This is a genomic window from Methylocystis sp. (genome assembly GCF_051062815.1).
In the GTDB taxonomy this organism is placed as follows: domain Bacteria; phylum Pseudomonadota; class Alphaproteobacteria; order Rhizobiales; family Beijerinckiaceae; genus Methylocystis.
Genome location: NZ_JBPFDU010000075.1, coordinates 70,630 through 85,350, shown reverse-complemented (window position 1 = coordinate 85,350; position 14,721 = coordinate 70,630). Strand labels below are relative to the sequence as shown.

At 60.8% G+C, this 14,721-nt stretch carries 17 protein-coding genes; 12 read left to right on the top strand and 5 right to left on the bottom strand.

Translation table 11 applies throughout. The annotated features are described in order from the left end of the window. The first annotated feature begins 1 nt into the window (after position 1). The 7 genes from entS (at position 2) to ACR65W_RS14110 (ending at position 7,115) form a co-directional block, all read left to right on the top strand. Entirely contained in the window at positions 2 to 1,417 is a 1,416-nt protein-coding gene (entS, locus tag ACR65W_RS14140) for an enterobactin transporter EntS (RefSeq protein WP_434501238.1), read from the top strand. A gap of 61 nt (positions 1,418 to 1,478) precedes the next feature. Next, complete coding sequence (locus ACR65W_RS14135; RefSeq protein ID WP_434501237.1) at positions 1,479 to 2,669, top strand: isochorismate synthase; 1,191 nt, start codon at positions 1,479 to 1,481, stop codon at positions 2,667 to 2,669. Further along, on the top strand, positions 2,660 to 4,282 hold the full coding sequence (locus ACR65W_RS14130; protein ID WP_434501236.1) for a (2,3-dihydroxybenzoyl)adenylate synthase: 1,623 nt from the start codon (positions 2,660 to 2,662) through the stop codon (positions 4,280 to 4,282). Before ACR65W_RS14135 ends, ACR65W_RS14130 begins: the two co-directional genes overlap by 10 nt. Before the next feature lie 19 nt (positions 4,283 to 4,301). After that, positions 4,302 to 5,192, top strand: a complete 891-nt coding sequence (locus ACR65W_RS14125; protein WP_434501235.1) for an isochorismatase family protein — start codon at positions 4,302 to 4,304, stop codon at positions 5,190 to 5,192. A 17-nt stretch (positions 5,193 to 5,209) separates the two neighbouring features. Further along, entirely contained in the window at positions 5,210 to 5,956 is a 747-nt protein-coding gene (dhbA, locus tag ACR65W_RS14120; protein WP_434501234.1) for a 2,3-dihydro-2,3-dihydroxybenzoate dehydrogenase, read from the top strand. Between the two features lie 249 nt (positions 5,957 to 6,205). Next, positions 6,206 to 6,346, top strand: a complete 141-nt coding sequence (locus ACR65W_RS14115; RefSeq protein ID WP_434501283.1) for a GCG_CRPN prefix-to-repeats domain-containing protein — start codon at positions 6,206 to 6,208, stop codon at positions 6,344 to 6,346. Positions 6,347 to 6,653: 307 nt separating this feature from the next. After that, positions 6,654 to 7,115, top strand: coding sequence for a MucR family transcriptional regulator (locus ACR65W_RS14110; protein ID WP_196400891.1), 462 nt, complete (start codon positions 6,654 to 6,656; stop codon positions 7,113 to 7,115). 78 nt (positions 7,116 to 7,193) lie between these two features. On the opposite strand, the gene ACR65W_RS14105 is transcribed toward ACR65W_RS14110, so the two are convergent. Further along, positions 7,194 to 7,481, bottom strand: coding sequence for a ParB-like protein (locus ACR65W_RS14105; RefSeq protein WP_434501282.1), 288 nt, complete (start codon positions 7,479 to 7,481; stop codon positions 7,194 to 7,196). Between ACR65W_RS14105 and ACR65W_RS14100 the strand changes: the two genes are divergently transcribed. Beyond that, positions 7,365 to 7,901 (top strand): MAPEG family protein, encoded by a 537-nt coding sequence (locus tag ACR65W_RS14100; protein ID WP_434501233.1) that lies wholly within the window; start codon positions 7,365 to 7,367, stop codon positions 7,899 to 7,901. The genes ACR65W_RS14105 and ACR65W_RS14100 overlap by 117 nt on opposite strands. 518 nt (positions 7,902 to 8,419) lie before the next feature. Continuing rightward, complete coding sequence (locus tag ACR65W_RS14095; protein WP_434501232.1) at positions 8,420 to 8,827, top strand: VOC family protein; 408 nt, start codon at positions 8,420 to 8,422, stop codon at positions 8,825 to 8,827. 201 nt (positions 8,828 to 9,028) lie between these two features. On the opposite strand, the gene ACR65W_RS14090 is transcribed toward ACR65W_RS14095, so the two are convergent. Beyond that, positions 9,029 to 9,967, bottom strand: a complete 939-nt coding sequence (locus ACR65W_RS14090) for an NAD-dependent epimerase/dehydratase family protein (protein WP_434501231.1) — start codon at positions 9,965 to 9,967, stop codon at positions 9,029 to 9,031. Between the two features lie 130 nt (positions 9,968 to 10,097). Here ACR65W_RS14090 and ACR65W_RS14085 point away from each other — a divergent pair, with 130 nt between their 5' ends. Beyond that, entirely contained in the window at positions 10,098 to 11,054 is a 957-nt protein-coding gene (locus ACR65W_RS14085) for a LysR family transcriptional regulator (RefSeq protein WP_434501230.1), read from the top strand. Between the two features lie 364 nt (positions 11,055 to 11,418). Here the strand turns inward: ACR65W_RS14085 and ACR65W_RS14080 are convergent, their stop codons facing one another. The 3 genes from ACR65W_RS14080 to ACR65W_RS14070 form a co-directional block, all read right to left on the bottom strand. Continuing rightward, the gene (locus tag ACR65W_RS14080) at positions 11,419 to 11,673 is read right to left on the bottom strand and encodes a TfoX/Sxy family DNA transformation protein (protein WP_434501229.1); all 255 of its coding nucleotides are present in this window, start codon (positions 11,671 to 11,673) and stop codon (positions 11,419 to 11,421) included. Further along, a complete protein-coding gene (locus ACR65W_RS14075) occupies positions 11,670 to 12,122 on the bottom strand; it encodes a helix-turn-helix transcriptional regulator (RefSeq protein ID WP_434502731.1) in 453 nt (150 codons plus the stop codon). The genes ACR65W_RS14080 and ACR65W_RS14075 overlap by 4 nt, the downstream gene beginning before the upstream one ends. Before the next feature lie 95 nt (positions 12,123 to 12,217). Then, entirely contained in the window at positions 12,218 to 12,886 is a 669-nt protein-coding gene (locus tag ACR65W_RS14070) for a TetR/AcrR family transcriptional regulator (protein WP_434501227.1), read from the bottom strand. A gap of 71 nt (positions 12,887 to 12,957) precedes the next feature. Between ACR65W_RS14070 and ACR65W_RS14065 the strand changes: the two genes are divergently transcribed. Both ACR65W_RS14065 and ACR65W_RS14060 read left to right on the top strand, forming a co-directional pair. Then, positions 12,958 to 13,827, top strand: a complete 870-nt coding sequence (locus tag ACR65W_RS14065) for an aldo/keto reductase family oxidoreductase (RefSeq protein WP_434501226.1) — start codon at positions 12,958 to 12,960, stop codon at positions 13,825 to 13,827. 156 nt (positions 13,828 to 13,983) lie between these two features. After that, complete coding sequence (locus tag ACR65W_RS14060; RefSeq protein WP_434501225.1) at positions 13,984 to 14,640, top strand: pyridoxamine 5'-phosphate oxidase family protein; 657 nt, start codon at positions 13,984 to 13,986, stop codon at positions 14,638 to 14,640. Positions 14,641 to 14,721: the final 81 nt, after the last annotated feature.

Here is a 14,721-nt window from a genome sequence, read left to right as displayed (position 1 = left end):
GATGGACACTCAGCACTCCCCAGAAGCGTTGCAAGAGACGCGCAACGAAGGCCATGCCGTTTCGTCGGGTTCATCTCGTGATCCGGCGGGCGCCGTCGCCAAGAACATCGCCAAGAAAAAATCTACTCTGCTGTTGGACCTTAGCCTGCTGCGCGACAATGCAGCGTTTCGTACCGTCGTCATCGCTCGAACGCTGTCGGTGTTTTCGCTGGGCATGCTGACGGTGGCGGTCCCGGTTCAAATACAGGAATTGACCGGCTCCCCTATGCAAGTCGGAATAGCCATGGCGCTCGGCGGCGGCGGCGCCTTCGCCGGTCTGTTGGCAGGCGGGGTGCTTGCGGACCGGTGGGATAGACGCAAGCTCATCCTCTTTGCGCGATCTGTCTGCGGCCTTGGCTTCGCGGCGCTCGCCATCAATGGCTTCAGCTCGTCGCCTTCGGTGCTGGCGATCTATGCATTGGCGCTGTGGGACGGATTTTTCAGCGCGCTGGGCGTTACGGCGCTGCTCGCCGCCACGCCTTTTCTCGTCGGCCGCGAAAATCTTGGCGCTGCCGGCCAGTTCAACATGCTGACGGTTCGCATGGGCGGAATCCTCTCTCCGGCGCTCGGCGGGATGGTGATTGCGTCTTTCGGCGTGGGCTGGAATTACCTTGCAGCCGCGATCGGCGCGCTGCTGACAGTCGCTCATCTCATGCGGCTTCCGCCGATGCCTCCTGCCAGACGCGAACCGCAGCACCCGCTGCGCGCGCTAGCGGCGGGCATAGGCTATCTTTTCGTTAATAGGCTTGTCGGCGCCGTCGTCGCGGTGGGCGCGCTTGTCAGTCTCGGCGGCGGCGTTCGCATTCTTCTGCCAGCGCTTGCCGAGGACGTATACCGCGTCGGGCCGTCGGCGGTGGGGATGATGTATGCCGCTGCGCCGCTGGGCGCGACGGTGGCCGCCTTAACGGGTGGTTGGCTCGGCGGCTTTGCTCGTTCCGGAGCGCTGCTGCTCGCGAGCGGCGCGGCAGCTTTCGTCGCGCTCGGGTCGCTTGGATTTATCAGCGATCCTGTCGTCGCCTTTGTGGCGCTCGCGGGTTTTGGCTATTTGAGCTCGATCGCCTCGCTTCTGCAGTTCACTCTCGTCCAACGCCACACGCCAGAACATTTGTTGGGCCGGGTCAATGGTCTGTGGGCCGCTCAGGCGGTCACCGGCGACGCGTTTGGCGCGCTTGCGCTTGGAGGCCTGACTCGCGGTTTTCCGCTGACGTCAACCATTCTCATTTTTAGCCTTGTCGCGCTTCTTTCAAGCGGGGCGATGGCGATCGGATTTCGTTCGCTTCGTTTCGCCTCGTTAAAGAAAAGCGAGGATTTGCCTTCGACCGCCGCCGACAAGAGCGAACGGCCGCAGCTTCAACTCTTGAAGAGCAAGAAGGCTTGATGCGCAGGCCGCGCATGTAACGCCTTTGATGAAGAAATTCGATAGCAAAAGAGGTGCGACAATGAATGCGGTTAGTCTTCCTCCATCACATTCAAGCATTGAAGCGAATCCCACCTTCTTATTCACCTCGCCGCACCGCAGCATCAAAGCGTTCGGCATCGCCGAGAGAATTTGTCTTTCGGCGTGCGGCGCGGCGCATTCGGATAGTTTCCTGCAGACGGCCGTGCAGAGCGCAATCAATCGGGCGCGGCAGGCTGGACAAGCGAATCCCATCGTCGCGGGCGCCATTCCCTTCGACGCTCGGCAGCCCTGCTCCTTGTTCGTGCCAATGAGCTATACGGCTTTCGCGAGAGAGTCGCTGATGGTCGAAGAGCGACGCTCGGAGCGCGCGCCCACGGTGCTCGGCATGCGCAGCCTCCCCGACAAGGACGCATTCAAAGACGCCGTCACGCGCGCGATCACAAGCTTTCGCGCCGGGAAAATGTCGAAAGCGGTTCTATCCCGCATCCTCGAAATCGAACTCGCGCAACCGGTCGACGTCGCAGCGATCTTGAACGCCTTGGTGAAGCAAAATCCCAGCGGCTATCATTTCAAGGCGCCTTTGGGCGATGGCGCGATATTGCTTGGCGCAAGTCCAGAGCTCCTGATCCGAAAGGACGGAGCCGCCATTCGCTCTAATCCCTTGGCCGGTTCGGCCAAACGCAGATCGGACCCGGAAGAGGATCGACTGGCGAGCCGCAAGCTGTTGCAGTCGAACAAGGACAATTTCGAGCACAGGCTCGTCGTGGATGAAATACAGGAAGCGCTGGAGCCCGTATGCAAAGCTCTAACGACGCCCACTGAGCCAGCGCTCATGAACACGTCGACGATGTGGCATCTCTCGACATTGATCACCGGCGAGCTGGCGAACCACCACACGTCGGCGCTTCAGCTTGCCTGCCGTCTGCATCCGACGCCTGCGGTCTGCGGCTATCCAACCGCTGAGTCGCGGTCGCTGATTAGCGCTCTGGAGCCATTCGACCGCGGGGTTTTCAGCGGCGCCGTCGGATGGTGCGATTCAGCGGGCGATGGCGAGTGGGCGGTGGCGATAAGGTGCGGAACGGTTCGCGACAAAGCCATTCGACTCTTTGCCGGCGCCGGCATCGTCGAAGCTTCTGATCCGGAATCGGAATGGGCGGAAACTGAAGCCAAGCTAGGCACGATGCTGCGCGCCTTCGGAATAGAAACCGGGGAGCGCCCCGCATGCCTATAGAGTTCACGCCCTGGCCCAAAGCCTTTGCCCGCAGATATCGCGACAAAGGCTATTGGCGCAGCGAGACGCTGACGGAAATTTTGCGATATGCATGCCGACATCGTCCCGACGGCGTCGCGCTGATTTGCGGCGATCGCTCGTTTACTTACGCGGAGCTCGACGCCAATTCGTCGCGGCTGGCGTCGAGCCTCGCACGGCGCGGAATCGCGCAGGGCGATACGGCGCTGGTGCAACTCCCCAACATCGCCGAGTTTTACATCGTCTTTTTTGCGCTGCTCAGAATGGGAGTGGCGCCGGTCAACGCGCTATTCAGCCACGACAGGCTGGAGATGACCGCCTATGCGCAGCAGCTTCAACCCAAGCTTCTCATCGCGTCCGCCGAACATCATCTCTTTGCTGATGACGTCTATGTCACAGGCTTACGGAGCTTCGCGCCGACATTGAGCGTCATCGCCATCCACGGACGACTTGGGTATGCTGAAAATCTTGAGTCGTTGTGGGAATGTGACTTAGACGGCGCGGCGGACGAACCGCGCCCTTCTGCGGCCGATCAGGTGGCGTTTTTCCAGTTGTCGGGCGGCAGCACCGGCGTTCCCAAGCTCATTCCGCGCACCCATGACGATTATTACTACAGCGTGCGGCGAAGCGCGGAAATCTGCCGCCTCACATCCGAGAGCCGCTATCTGTGCGCGCTTCCAGCACCCCATAATTTTCCACTGAGTTCGCCCGGCGCGCTCGGCGTCTTTCACGCTGGAGGAACGGTGGTGATGGCGCGAAATCCGAGCGCGGATCTCTGCTTCGATCTCATTCGCCGTCACGAGGTGAACTTCACGGCCATCGTGCCGACGATTGCTTCGCTATGGCTTGACGCCGCCGCCAACGACTCTCTCGAAGCTCCATATCTCTCGGTGATGCAGGTCGGCGGCGCGCGTCTCAGCGAGACGGTCGCCCGCCGAATTGTCGCGACCTTCGGCTGTCGGCTGCAGCAGGTTTTTGGCATGGCGGAAGGCTTGGTGAACTACACGGGTCTTGACGACGATCCCGAACGCATTTTTACGACTCAAGGGCGGCCAATGAGTCTCGATGATGAGCTGAAAGTCGTCGATGCAGATGGCGATGAGGTCGCCGCAGGCGAAGTGGGAGAGCTGCTGGCTCGCGGTCCCTACACGATCCGGGGCTATTATCGCTCCCCAGAACATAACGCTCGCGCCTTCGATGAAGACGGATTCTATCACACGGGCGATCTCGTCGAGATGACGGCGGACGGATATGTGAGAGTCGTGGGCCGCAAGAAGGATCAGATCAACCGCGGCGGCGAGAAGATTCCTGCCGAAGAGATCGAAAATTTGTTGCTGCAGCACGGGGCGGTCGTGCACGCGGCGCTCATTTCCATGCCCGACTCGCTGATGGGAGAGAGAAGCTGCGCTTACATTGTCGCGAGCGACGTCGCGCTACGTCCTATCGCGTTGCGAAAGCATCTCCGCAGCCAGGGTGTCGCTGAATTCAAGCTCCCAGATCGTTTTGAATTCATCGATCAGATGCCGCTTACCGCCTTCGGTAAGATCGACAAGCAAACGCTGCGCGACGACATCCAGGCAAAGCTCAACGTCTAAAAGCAAACAGGAATTGACCATGGCCATACAATCCCTTGCATCCTACGCAATGCCCGGCCCGGACTCCTTCCGAATAAACAAAGTCAATTGGAGTTTTGCGCCCGAGCGCGCGGCGCTGCTGATTCACGACATGCAAGACTATTTCGTCGGTTTCTACGGCGAGGAAAATCCGCTGGTCGATCAGCTCATTTCGAATATTCGAAGGCTGCGCGCCTTTTTCAGGGCCCACGGCGCCCCGGTGATCTATACCGCGCAGCCCATCGAACAGAGCGACGAAGATCGCGGCTTGCTGAATGATATGTGGGGATCTGGTCTGAACGCCCAACCGCACCGACGCAACATTGTTCAGCCTCTATTGCCGGACGCAGGGGATACGGTGCTGACGAAGTGGCGTTACAGCGCATTCAAGCGCTCGCGATTGGCCGAGATGATGAAGGAGATGGGCAGAGATCAACTGGCGATCTGCGGCGTCTACGGCCACATCGGTTGTCTGACGACGGCGCTCGACGCGTTCATGCATGACATCAAGCCTTTCATGATCGCCGACGCCATCGGCGATTTTTCGCTCGAAGATCATCTCATGACTCTGAACTATGTCGCGGGACGCTGCGGCATGGTCGTCGGCGTCGACGATGTGCTCGCCGCGCGAAAAAACGCACATTCAGCTCCGCTGACCAGAGAAGGCCTCAAGAAACAGCTCTTGTCGGCGCTCGATGTCGAAGAATCAGAGTTCGACCCCGATGAAAATCTTATCGATTACGGCCTCGACTCGGTGCGGGTCATGATGCTGGTCACGGAATGGCGAAAGCTCGGCATAGATGTGGGTTTTGACGAGCTGGCGAAAAAGCCGACCTTGAATGGCTGGTGGGACATCATCGATCGCCGGCTCGCCGCGGTCGTCTCCGCGTGACATCTCGGCGGTTGCGCATGGATTTTTCAGGAAAGCGGATCTGGGTCACGGGCGCCGGCCAGGGAATTGGCTATGCGACGGCCGCCCAATTCGCGGCGCTCGGCGGCGACGTTGTCGGGCTGGACAAGACGTTTGCGGCCTCGAGCTATCCTTTCGCGACCGTTCGCCTCGACGTCAGCGAGCGCGATCAGGTGCAAAAAACCTGCCGAGCCTTGCTGGAGGAATGTCCAAGACTGGATGTGCTGGTAAGCGCCGCGGGCGTGCTGCGTCTTGGTTTGACGGAAGAGCTGAGCTTTGATGATTGGTCCGCGTGTATGAACGCCAACGCGTCCGGCCCTTTCCACCTGTTTCAGCAGACCATTCCGCAGTTCAAACGGCAGCGCTCGGGCGCGATCGTCAGCGTTGGCTCCAACGCCGCGCATACGCCGCGCATGCTGATGAGCGCCTATTGCGCCTCGAAGGCGGCGCTGACCAGTCTGACCCACTGCGTGGGCTTGGAGCTCGCGCCTTATGGCGTGAGGTGCAATCTCGTCTCCCCTGGCTCCACGGACACCGCCATGCAGCGGTCCATGTGGCGTTCGGCAGACGCAGAGAAGCAAGTGATCGCCGGAGACCTTGGGGCTTTCAAATTGGGAATTCCTCTGGGAAAAATCGCCACCCCAGATGAGATCGCAAGCGCCGTCGTGTTTCTTGCGTCGGATCTCGCCAGCCACATCACGCTTCAGGATCTTGTCGTCGATGGCGGCGCGACGCTTGCAGCTTAAAGGCTGATCGGCGCGGGCCGCTGGCCTTCCGCCGGGCGTCCGGGCCGTCTCCATGCCGTCCCAGCTCTCTCCGGACCAGTTCGAGCCCGAATTCGGGCTGAGAGCGCACGAAACGCGTGGCGCAATTGCGAATTAGGAGATAGCGTGTCGCCGATAACTACAGGAGAAATTATGGCACACTTTCGGATTTTGGTGACCGCGGCTACACTTGGTCTTGGTTTTGCTTTCGCGCCTACAGCATCGAACGCGATGCCGGCGGCCTCGGTGAATAATGCGGTTCAGGCTCCGATCGAGAAAGTTTATGGGGGATGTGGCGTTTACGGACACCGTGGCCCATATGGCGGTTGCCGGGCTGACGGGCAGGCTAGTGGAAGGCGCTATCGCCGGTAAGTGATCTCTCTTCTTTAGCCAATGCAAAGCACCCCGAGGACTTAGCTCCTCCGGGTGACACGCTTGAGGCCTGGTTGGCGGTATTCAGACGGGCTCGCAAGAGTGAATTCTAAAGGAGGGCACAGGCTGCTGCGCCCTTAGCTCTTTGGTTTTTTTAGGAGTGGGCCTTGGGGCGCGACGATCAGAAACCCTCTTCGCCCAGAGATTGGAGCCGCGTTATTCGCGGCGCAAGTAGAACGGCGCCTATCGACGCGGAAGCAATGTCGGCGTATCGAGGGGGCACGTACGACCGCTTCGAGGAATTTCCGTGACATCAAATACAGATCAGCCGAATACGACCGAGCTCGCCGCCGAAATCGTGGCGGCCTTCGTCTCTCGCAATTCGCTTCCCGTATCGGAGCTTCCCGCTCTGATTTTGTCCGTGGACGCGACGTTGCGCCGCCTCGCGACGGGCGCGCCGGCGACGATAGCTTCGCCAGCAGAGCAGCCCACGCCTGCCGTCTCCATCCGCAAGTCGGTTACGGCGGACCATCTGATCTGTCTGGATGACGGGAAGCGGTTCAAATCGCTCAAGCGGCATCTCGCGACGCTGGGGATGACGCCAGAGGAGTATCGCGCCAAGTGGGGCTTGCCCGCCGACTATCCCATGGTCGCGGCGAACTATGCGGCGCGGCGCTCGGATCTGGCGAAGAGCATGGGGCTCGGTCAATCGCGCGACAAGGCTGCTCCTCCGGCAAAGCGCGGGCGCAAGCCGAAGGCGAGCGCTTAAATCGGTGGAGCGCGGGTGGTGATCCGAGACGCACTCCCCGTCCCACACGCTCAAGATCGACCTTATCCACCGCGACTCCTATGAAACCGCTTCTTCCGTGCAGCGGCATTCAGCGCATGGGTCTTTGCACCACGCGTCGCGAATCAGCCTTTTGGCTGCTTTGATCGTGAGGGCAGGTTCACTTCGATGTAAATCGAGTTTGATATGGACGCGTAGGAAATCGGCCCAGCGAAATTCGGCGAAAGGCGCATGATCCTTCGGGCATCCGCAGTCCCGGCGCAGGCGGGCTACGAGGCTCCGGAATGGATCATCCGCCGTCGGCGTTCCGCTGGCTTCAGCGCAACTTTCTTGGGGGACGCTTTTGATATGACGGCGCTTCTGACGCCCGTTTTTGTGCTTGTCTCATTGACCTTCACATTGCTGTTCTGGTTGGGAGGATCGCGCTATTTGAGCCTCCGAAATCGGGAGGTGAGAATTTCGGATATTGCGCTGGGCCAGCCCGCATGGCCGCATCGTCTGACTCAGATTGATCGCGCCTATCACAACCAGTTTGAGCTTCCCCTCCTATTTTATGCGCTCGTGTGCCTCGTCATCGTAACCGGCGCGCAACCCGCGGGCTTCCGATTTCTCGAGTGGCAATTCGTGATCCTGCGTCTTGCCCATGCCTATGTTCACGTGACATCGAACCAGCTGCGCGCAAGATTCTTGCTGTTTGCCGCCGGGGCGATGACGCTGCTCGCGATGTGGGTCCTGTTTGGCGTCCGCCTTTTGGGCAGCGGCGATTAGCTCGCGGCTTGCGGCGGCCGTTGCAGGCTCGTGACCGGCGTCCGATTGCGATCGCCGCGTTCCTTAGCATCGCCATCAGAGCTGCGGATTGCGTTCGCGCCATCGTCGTCGAGGCGCCCATCCGATCGTTCATTGCTAACATGATAGGCCCGGCGGCCATTGATCTGTCACGGGGAGCCTGGCCTGGAGGCCAGAGCGCCTCCGCAGCAATCGCTACCGCGTTGAGCCGCCGTCGCGCCATTTCATCATTCTTGGAAGTCCGGCGCCGCGGCAACTTTGTCGAGCTTCGCAATGCTGTCTGGGGAGAGTTCCAAAACCGTCGCCTTGAGATTGTCGCGAAAATGCTCGATCGACAATGCGCCGACGACAACCAAAATGTCGGGCGATCGACACAGGCCGGCAGCCGCCAAGCGGGACGAACGGAACGTAGGATTTCCACCGGCGTTGATTGGCCTGGTCGCGGCGAAGGAGGACTTCAGCAGTCGTGCAGATTAATCGTCGCTTGAGGAGCAGTTGTCATGATCCGCATCCGAGAAATTGACCATCTCGTGCTTCGCGTCGTGAACCTTGACGCGATGTTGAAGTTCTATTGCGATGTTTTGGGATGCACAATTGAGCGGCGACAAGAGGCGATTGGCCTAATACAGCTGAGAGCGGGCCGGTCGCTTCTCGATCTTGTGCCGGTCGATGGCGAACTCGGCAGCGCCGGAGGCGAGGTTCCGGGGAAGGGCGGGCGGAACCTAGATCACTTCTGTTTCCGTGTAGATCCCTTTGATGAGCCCGGCATCCGCAGACATCTTGAAGCCAACGGCATCGAAGCCGGCCCGACCCGCTTCCGTTACGGCGCCGAAGGCGACGGACCTTCTATCTATGTCACGGACCCCGAGCGAAATGTTGTCGAACTCAAGGGTCCCCAAGGACGCTAACTGTTCGCGGACGCATGGGGCGGCTCATGATTGCTGTGGCGCGATCGAGATCGGGATTGAAATGCGGCAGGCTTGCAAGCCCGTCGTAGAGCACAAAGTCGACGAAAGGAGGCGCGAGCAAAGCCATCGCTCTTAGGGCCCCACTGTTCGAGGATGCAGTTCGTAAACTGCCGGAAATCCCCAATATGCGCATGGCTTCCTCTAAACGCCGTCGACGAAAGATCGAACTGTTGCTGTGGCTCCCACCTCGAGCGGCGTCGGGTCCGACCAAAAGCGCGACGAAAACTTTTGCGCATCGACACGATAGGGGCGATCCCAAAGAAACCGCATCTCAGTCATTTCCCGCAATAGAGGGAGGCCCAGCCCAAGGACCGGAAAGGATGCAAGCGGCAAGGCAAAAATACGTGGTGCGCGATCGAGCGCCTGGGCGCCAAGAGTTAGGATTTCACGCGGCGTGCGCGTCGGCGCGCAGGGGAGGTGCCAAGCGTGGCCGTACGCGTCGTCTGGCGCGTCGAGCAGTGTGACGACCCCACGCGCGACGTCGGGAACATAAGCAAAGTCGTGCAGCGCGTCTGGCGGCGCGAGCAAAAAGGCGCGCTTGCTTTTGGCGATTGCGCCGAAGGCGTTCGCGCCCAAATGAGATAAGGTGACGCCGGGTCCATAAAAATCTGAGGCGCGTAGAGCCGTCGCCCGGATTCGTCCAGCTTCCGCCGCCGCCATCCAGATACGGGTCGCCTCGACGCGAACGGCCGGCTTCACGCCAAAAGGAACAAGGGGCATGTCCTCGCGTAAGGGCGCGTTTTGCGGACCATACATGTAAAGATTATCGACAAACACCATGCGGGCGTGCGTCGCCGCGCAGGCGCTAACAAAATTCGTCATTGCGCGCGGCCAGGCGACGCGCCAGACGTCGCCCGCATAGGGAAATCCAACCGCTACGGCGATTTGCTGCGCACCCTCAGTTGTCCGACGGACAGCCTCAGCGTCCAGGACGTCGCAAGCGATGAAACGCGCGCCTTGAGGTAAATCCTTTGGCCCGTGGCGCTGCGCGACGCGAACGGAGACGCCTTGCGCGAGAAGCCGCCGCGTCGTCTCCCGTCCCACTGGGCCGAAGCCGAAGACCGTAACATCAGAGCTCATCTGCCTCTGCTTCGAGTCTCGTTAAGATTGCGAACGGCCTCTCCAACCCTCATGCGGGCGAGGTCGCCTTCTGCGCATGAGCATATCGCGGCCCGTTGTATATAGAAAATGCATTGTTATGATAGCTACTATGCATGAAACGCATTTAGCTGGCGTTGATCTCAATCTCTTGCCGCCGCTCGGCGCCTTGCTGCGGCGGCGCAATGTCACGCGCGCCGCCGAGGACGTCGGGCTGAGCCAGCCGGCCATGAGTCGCGCGCTCGCGCGGTTGCGGGACCTGCTTGGGGATCCACTCCTCGTTCGCACGCGCGAAGGCTTTGCGTTGACTCCGAAGGCGCAAACGCTGGCGCCGCAGGTCGTCGCTGCGCTCGATGGTCTCAAGCCGGTCTTTGCGCCGACGCCATTCGACCCCGCGAAAGAACGCCGAGTCTTGCGCGTCGCGGCGGCCGACGTTCAGTCGATTTTGCTCGGACCGCCAATCATGAGCCGTCTGTCGCGTGAGGCGCCGCTGGTCGATCTTCGCTTCGAACCCTATGGCGGCGACGTTCTTAGGCGATTGGAGAGCGGCGCGCTCGATCTCGCCTTCGCCTTGGCGACCACGCCTCTCCCGCCAGGGGCCGTGAGCGAGACGGTCGCCTGCGATGAGCTTGCGCTCGTTCTGCGCCGAGGTCATCGGGCGGCGAAGCGCCGGTGGAAACTCGAAGATTACGGTCGCTTCGATCATGTTGGCGTCGCGCTGCTCGGCGATGGCGCGTCCGAGATCGACGCCATGCTCGCGGCGTCAGGCGTGTCCCGCCGCATGGCCTTCATCGCCCCCCATTTTACGACCGCGCTCGCCTGCGTCGCGGCGACGGATATGGTGACGACTCTCTCGGCCACATTTGCGCGCCGCTTCGCGGATCACTTCGGACTCGTTTTGCTCAAACCACCTTTCCAGAATACCTCACTGCCGATGACCCTTGTTTCCTCCCAGGTTCGGGCCATGGACCCTTTAGTAAAATGGTTCTGCGCGCTCGTGCGAGACGAGGCGAAGAAAGTTTATGAAGGAGAAGCCCCCTCTCGAAAGCGGCGGAGAACGCTCCGTTAAACGGCCGGACCAACTCCGATTCGGTCACGCTAAGTCATGCCAAGACTGTCACGCCGTTGGCGGACGTCGTCTCCGGTCGCGTCAAGATCGCGGCATGGGGAGACGATTTCGCTGCAGAGCTCATCTGCGGCGCATTCGCAATGCGCGCGCCGAGCGCGCGGCGAGCTCGCGGTTCGCTCCCATTGGCTACCGCCTCCTTCGCCTCAGCGACCGGCGGCGCCGCCAGCCAAGCGCAGCGCCTCGCGATCGACGCCGTCGCGCGCCTGGATCTCAATCTGGAGCGGGGCCGCCGCCGCAGCGCGCGCGCCCTCAGCGCACCCGCCGCCATTATGTTTGGACCATGAAGGAGCGCGATGATGATCGCCTAGTTCTTCGCCGCGCGGCGCAAGCGTTCCTTTGTCTCGGGATCGAGCGAGCGCCAATCACAGCCGCGAAGAGCTGCCTCCATCGCGTAGAGCGCGATGATCGTGACCTGACGACCAAATCGGAATTTGAGCCGATGATAGGCGTCGACCGCGCCGATGCGGCGAAGATCGCCCTCGCGGTGGACGCCGACTTCGGCCAGCATTTTCGCCGTGGCGGGTCCTAGATTTCTCATCTCTTCGATGCGCAGGCTCAACACGGCGTCTCCGCTGCATCAAGATAATCTTTGTACGACTTGCCACGCTCGTCGCGAAAGCCGCGATCGGTCACCTCGAGGTTCTCGATCCGCTCCACGCGGAACACACGAAAATCGGATCGGAGTTCGCGCCACGCTGTAAGCGTCCATGCCCGCCACCAAAACTCAAGGCGCAAGCGGCGGACAATTCTCCGCCCACGCGTCTCGTCGAGCGTTCTGTATCTCATGTCGACAATACGGCGCGCCTCGATTGCATCACGCAGGGTAGGGATATGATCGTGTCCTCCTTGCGGCGTTGGGGGGTGGACGGCGATGCCGACGGCATGTTCGATGCCGCGCCTGCCGTTCGGCCGAACCGCGTCGATCTTCTCTTTCAAACGTGCGGCCTCAGCGAGATCTGCCTGGAAAAAGTCTCCGACGCCGCGTTCGCCGCGGAGAGGTCGCGCCACTCGACATGATCAAACCGGATGCTGTCGTCGCCTTATCGACATATGGGCGCGCACGAAGCCATCGCACGACTTTTATTGCAGTTCTGTTCGACAGCCTACGACGCAACGATCGCCGCCGGCGTGCGGGGGCGCTCGGGCTTGAACTGATGGGCTTGGAGATACGCCGTCACAAGCAGGACGAGCTCCTTTTCGAGGCCCGCTTTGAATTGGGCCGGCGAATGCTCTTTGAGCAAGGTTTGGACCGGCCCGACCAAGGCGCCAAGCGCGATCTTGGCAACCATGGCGGGATCGTCGGATCGGGCGTCCGGCGCGCTCGCCAGCATGGCGGCGACAGCCGCCTCTATACGCGAGCGCATCCGAGCGGCCAGCACAGCGCCGCCTCGCTCTTCGGCAACGGCGTAGAGCGCCTTCGCTTCCTCGGGGTCGCGCAGCTTCGCAGCCAGGAAGGCGACGACGAAGGCTGAAGCCATCTGCGAAAGTTGTTGGCCTCGATGTTCATGGCAGGCGCGCTCGACCGCGCCGGCAATGCCCTCCAGATGCTTTTCGAGGACGCCGGCAAGCAGCGCATCGCGGTTAGGATAATATTGATAGAGGCTTCCGACGGATATGCCTGCACGCTCGGCGATACGAGTCGTCGTGCAGCGGCTCAGGCCCTCACGGGTCAAAACCTGAATCGCCGCAACGCGCAGCGTTTCGATGGTCGCGGCGGAGCGGACCTGAACCGGGGTTTTTCTGGGCTTTAGGGTCGTTGCGACGGCGTTCATGGAATGCGAATTCAGAAAGCGAAGGATTCTTCATATATTTGCGTGAGTGGCATGAAACAAGGATCAAGGTGATGACCAGCACATTCACCTTCGGCGACCGCACCGTGAAACGGCTTGGCTACGGCGCGATGCATCTCGCGGGACCGGGCGCCTTTGGTCCGCCGAAGGATCGTGACGCGGCGCTGGCAGTGTTGCGCGAAGCGGTGGGAGCCGGGGTAAACCATATCGACACCAGCGACTTCTACGGCCCGCATGTCACCAACCGGCTGATCCGCGAGGCGCTTCACCCCTATCCGGATGACCTTGTCATCGCCACCAAGATCGGCGCGCGGCGCGGCGCAGACGGCTCATGGCTGCCAGCCTTCTCGCGCGAAGAACTCGCGCAAGCTGTGCATGACAATCTTCGTAATCTGGGTCTCGACGCGCTCCATGTGGTCAATCTGCGCGTCATGTTCAGCGTTCACGGCCCGGCGGAAGGTTCGATAGAAGCGCCGCTCACCACGCTCGCGGAGCTTCAGCGGCAAGGGCTTATACGTCACATCGGCCTCAGCAACGTCACGCCCACACAGATCGCGGAAGGTTGTGAGATCTGCAAAATTGTCTGCGTGCAGAACCACTATAACCTCGCGCACCGGGTCGATGACGCTCTCATCGATGAACTCGCCGGCGGCGGCGTCGCCTATGTGCCCTTTTTTCCGCTTGGCGGGTTCGCTCCGCTGCAATCCTCGACCTTATCCGATGTTGCGCGGAGCCTCGACGCCACGCCCATGCAGGTCGCTCTCGCCTGGCTGCTTCGTCGCGCGCCCAATATCCTGCCGATTCCCGGTACGACGTCGGTCGCGCATCTGCGGGAGAATCTCTCAGCGACCGAACTCGCTCTGCCGGATGAGGCGACTGCTTTGCTCAACGGCGTTGCAGCAAACATCGGTTCGTCTGACTGAGCAGTCACCTCGGGCAATTTTCCTGAGCGAGGCAAGGTATTTATCCCCTTGTCACGATCCGGCGGCTCTTGACCATTGACGCCGCGCTCGTCTGTGGCGTGGCATCCGTGACCTGAAAAAATTCCTCGCGTTCGACAAACGATTGGAGAGAGATCGATGTCAAAATTCTACGGCGCCGAGCACCGCAAGCTTCAAGACGAATTCGATACGCGCCGCCTCGCCGATTTAATGGAGGGCGGCGTCATGCACGCCGAATTTGCTCCCCATGAGATCGAATTCATCCAGTCTCGCGACATGTTCTTTCTTTCGACGCTCGATCCCGCCGGCCGGCCGACGGTCTCCTATAAGGGCGGCGCTCCGGGCTTCGTTCGCGTCGTCGGTCAAAGCTCGCTCATTTTCCCGTGGTTCGACGGCAACGGCATGTTTTACTCCGCCGGAAATCTGGCGGAAACGAGCAAGGTTGGCCTGCTTTTCATCGATTTCGTCACGCCTAATCGGCTTCGTGTGCAAGGCGAGGCAAGACTCATGCGCGAAGCGTCGCTCCTCGCTTCCTACCCTGGCGCGCTATTTGTCGTCGGCGTCGAAGTCGAGAGCGTGTGGGTGAATTGTCCTCGATACATTCATCGCTACCAGAAAATCGCCGAGTCCAAATATGTTCCCGCCGAAGGAGATGAAGCGCCGCTGCCGGGATGGAAGCGGATCGACATCGTTCAAGAGGCGCTTCCATCTTTTGATCGAGAGCGTGTTGCAGCCGCCGGCGGCGTCATCGACCAAGCCGCGTACGGGGATCTGCTCGCGAAGGGCGAGGCTTAAAAGGCGCATCGCCTCTCGCCGGAAAATGCGTGTGGGACAAGTCCTTGAGCGCGTTGAGATCGTCGACTGCGGCGTGGCGGT

Coding starts and splice junctions, on each gene's coding strand:
- entS (WP_434501238.1), top strand. CDS start 2: ATGGACACTCAGCACTCCCCAGAAGCGTTGCAAGAGACGCGCAACGAA.
- ACR65W_RS14135 (WP_434501237.1), top strand. CDS start 1,479: ATGAATGCGGTTAGTCTTCCTCCATCACATTCAAGCATTGAAGCGAAT.
- ACR65W_RS14130 (WP_434501236.1), top strand. CDS start 2,660: ATGCCTATAGAGTTCACGCCCTGGCCCAAAGCCTTTGCCCGCAGATAT.
- ACR65W_RS14125 (WP_434501235.1), top strand. CDS start 4,302: ATGGCCATACAATCCCTTGCATCCTACGCAATGCCCGGCCCGGACTCC.
- dhbA (WP_434501234.1), top strand. CDS start 5,210: ATGGATTTTTCAGGAAAGCGGATCTGGGTCACGGGCGCCGGCCAGGGA.
- ACR65W_RS14115 (WP_434501283.1), top strand. CDS start 6,206: ATGCCGGCGGCCTCGGTGAATAATGCGGTTCAGGCTCCGATCGAGAAA.
- ACR65W_RS14100 (WP_434501233.1), top strand. CDS start 7,365: ATGATCCTTCGGGCATCCGCAGTCCCGGCGCAGGCGGGCTACGAGGCT.
- ACR65W_RS14095 (WP_434501232.1), top strand. CDS start 8,420: ATGATCCGCATCCGAGAAATTGACCATCTCGTGCTTCGCGTCGTGAAC.
- ACR65W_RS14090 (WP_434501231.1), bottom strand. CDS start 9,967: ATGAGCTCTGATGTTACGGTCTTCGGCTTCGGCCCAGTGGGACGGGAG.
- ACR65W_RS14085 (WP_434501230.1), top strand. CDS start 10,098: ATGCATGAAACGCATTTAGCTGGCGTTGATCTCAATCTCTTGCCGCCG.
- ACR65W_RS14070 (WP_434501227.1), bottom strand. CDS start 12,886: ATGAACGCCGTCGCAACGACCCTAAAGCCCAGAAAAACCCCGGTTCAG.
- ACR65W_RS14065 (WP_434501226.1), top strand. CDS start 12,958: ATGACCAGCACATTCACCTTCGGCGACCGCACCGTGAAACGGCTTGGC.
- ACR65W_RS14060 (WP_434501225.1), top strand. CDS start 13,984: ATGTCAAAATTCTACGGCGCCGAGCACCGCAAGCTTCAAGACGAATTC.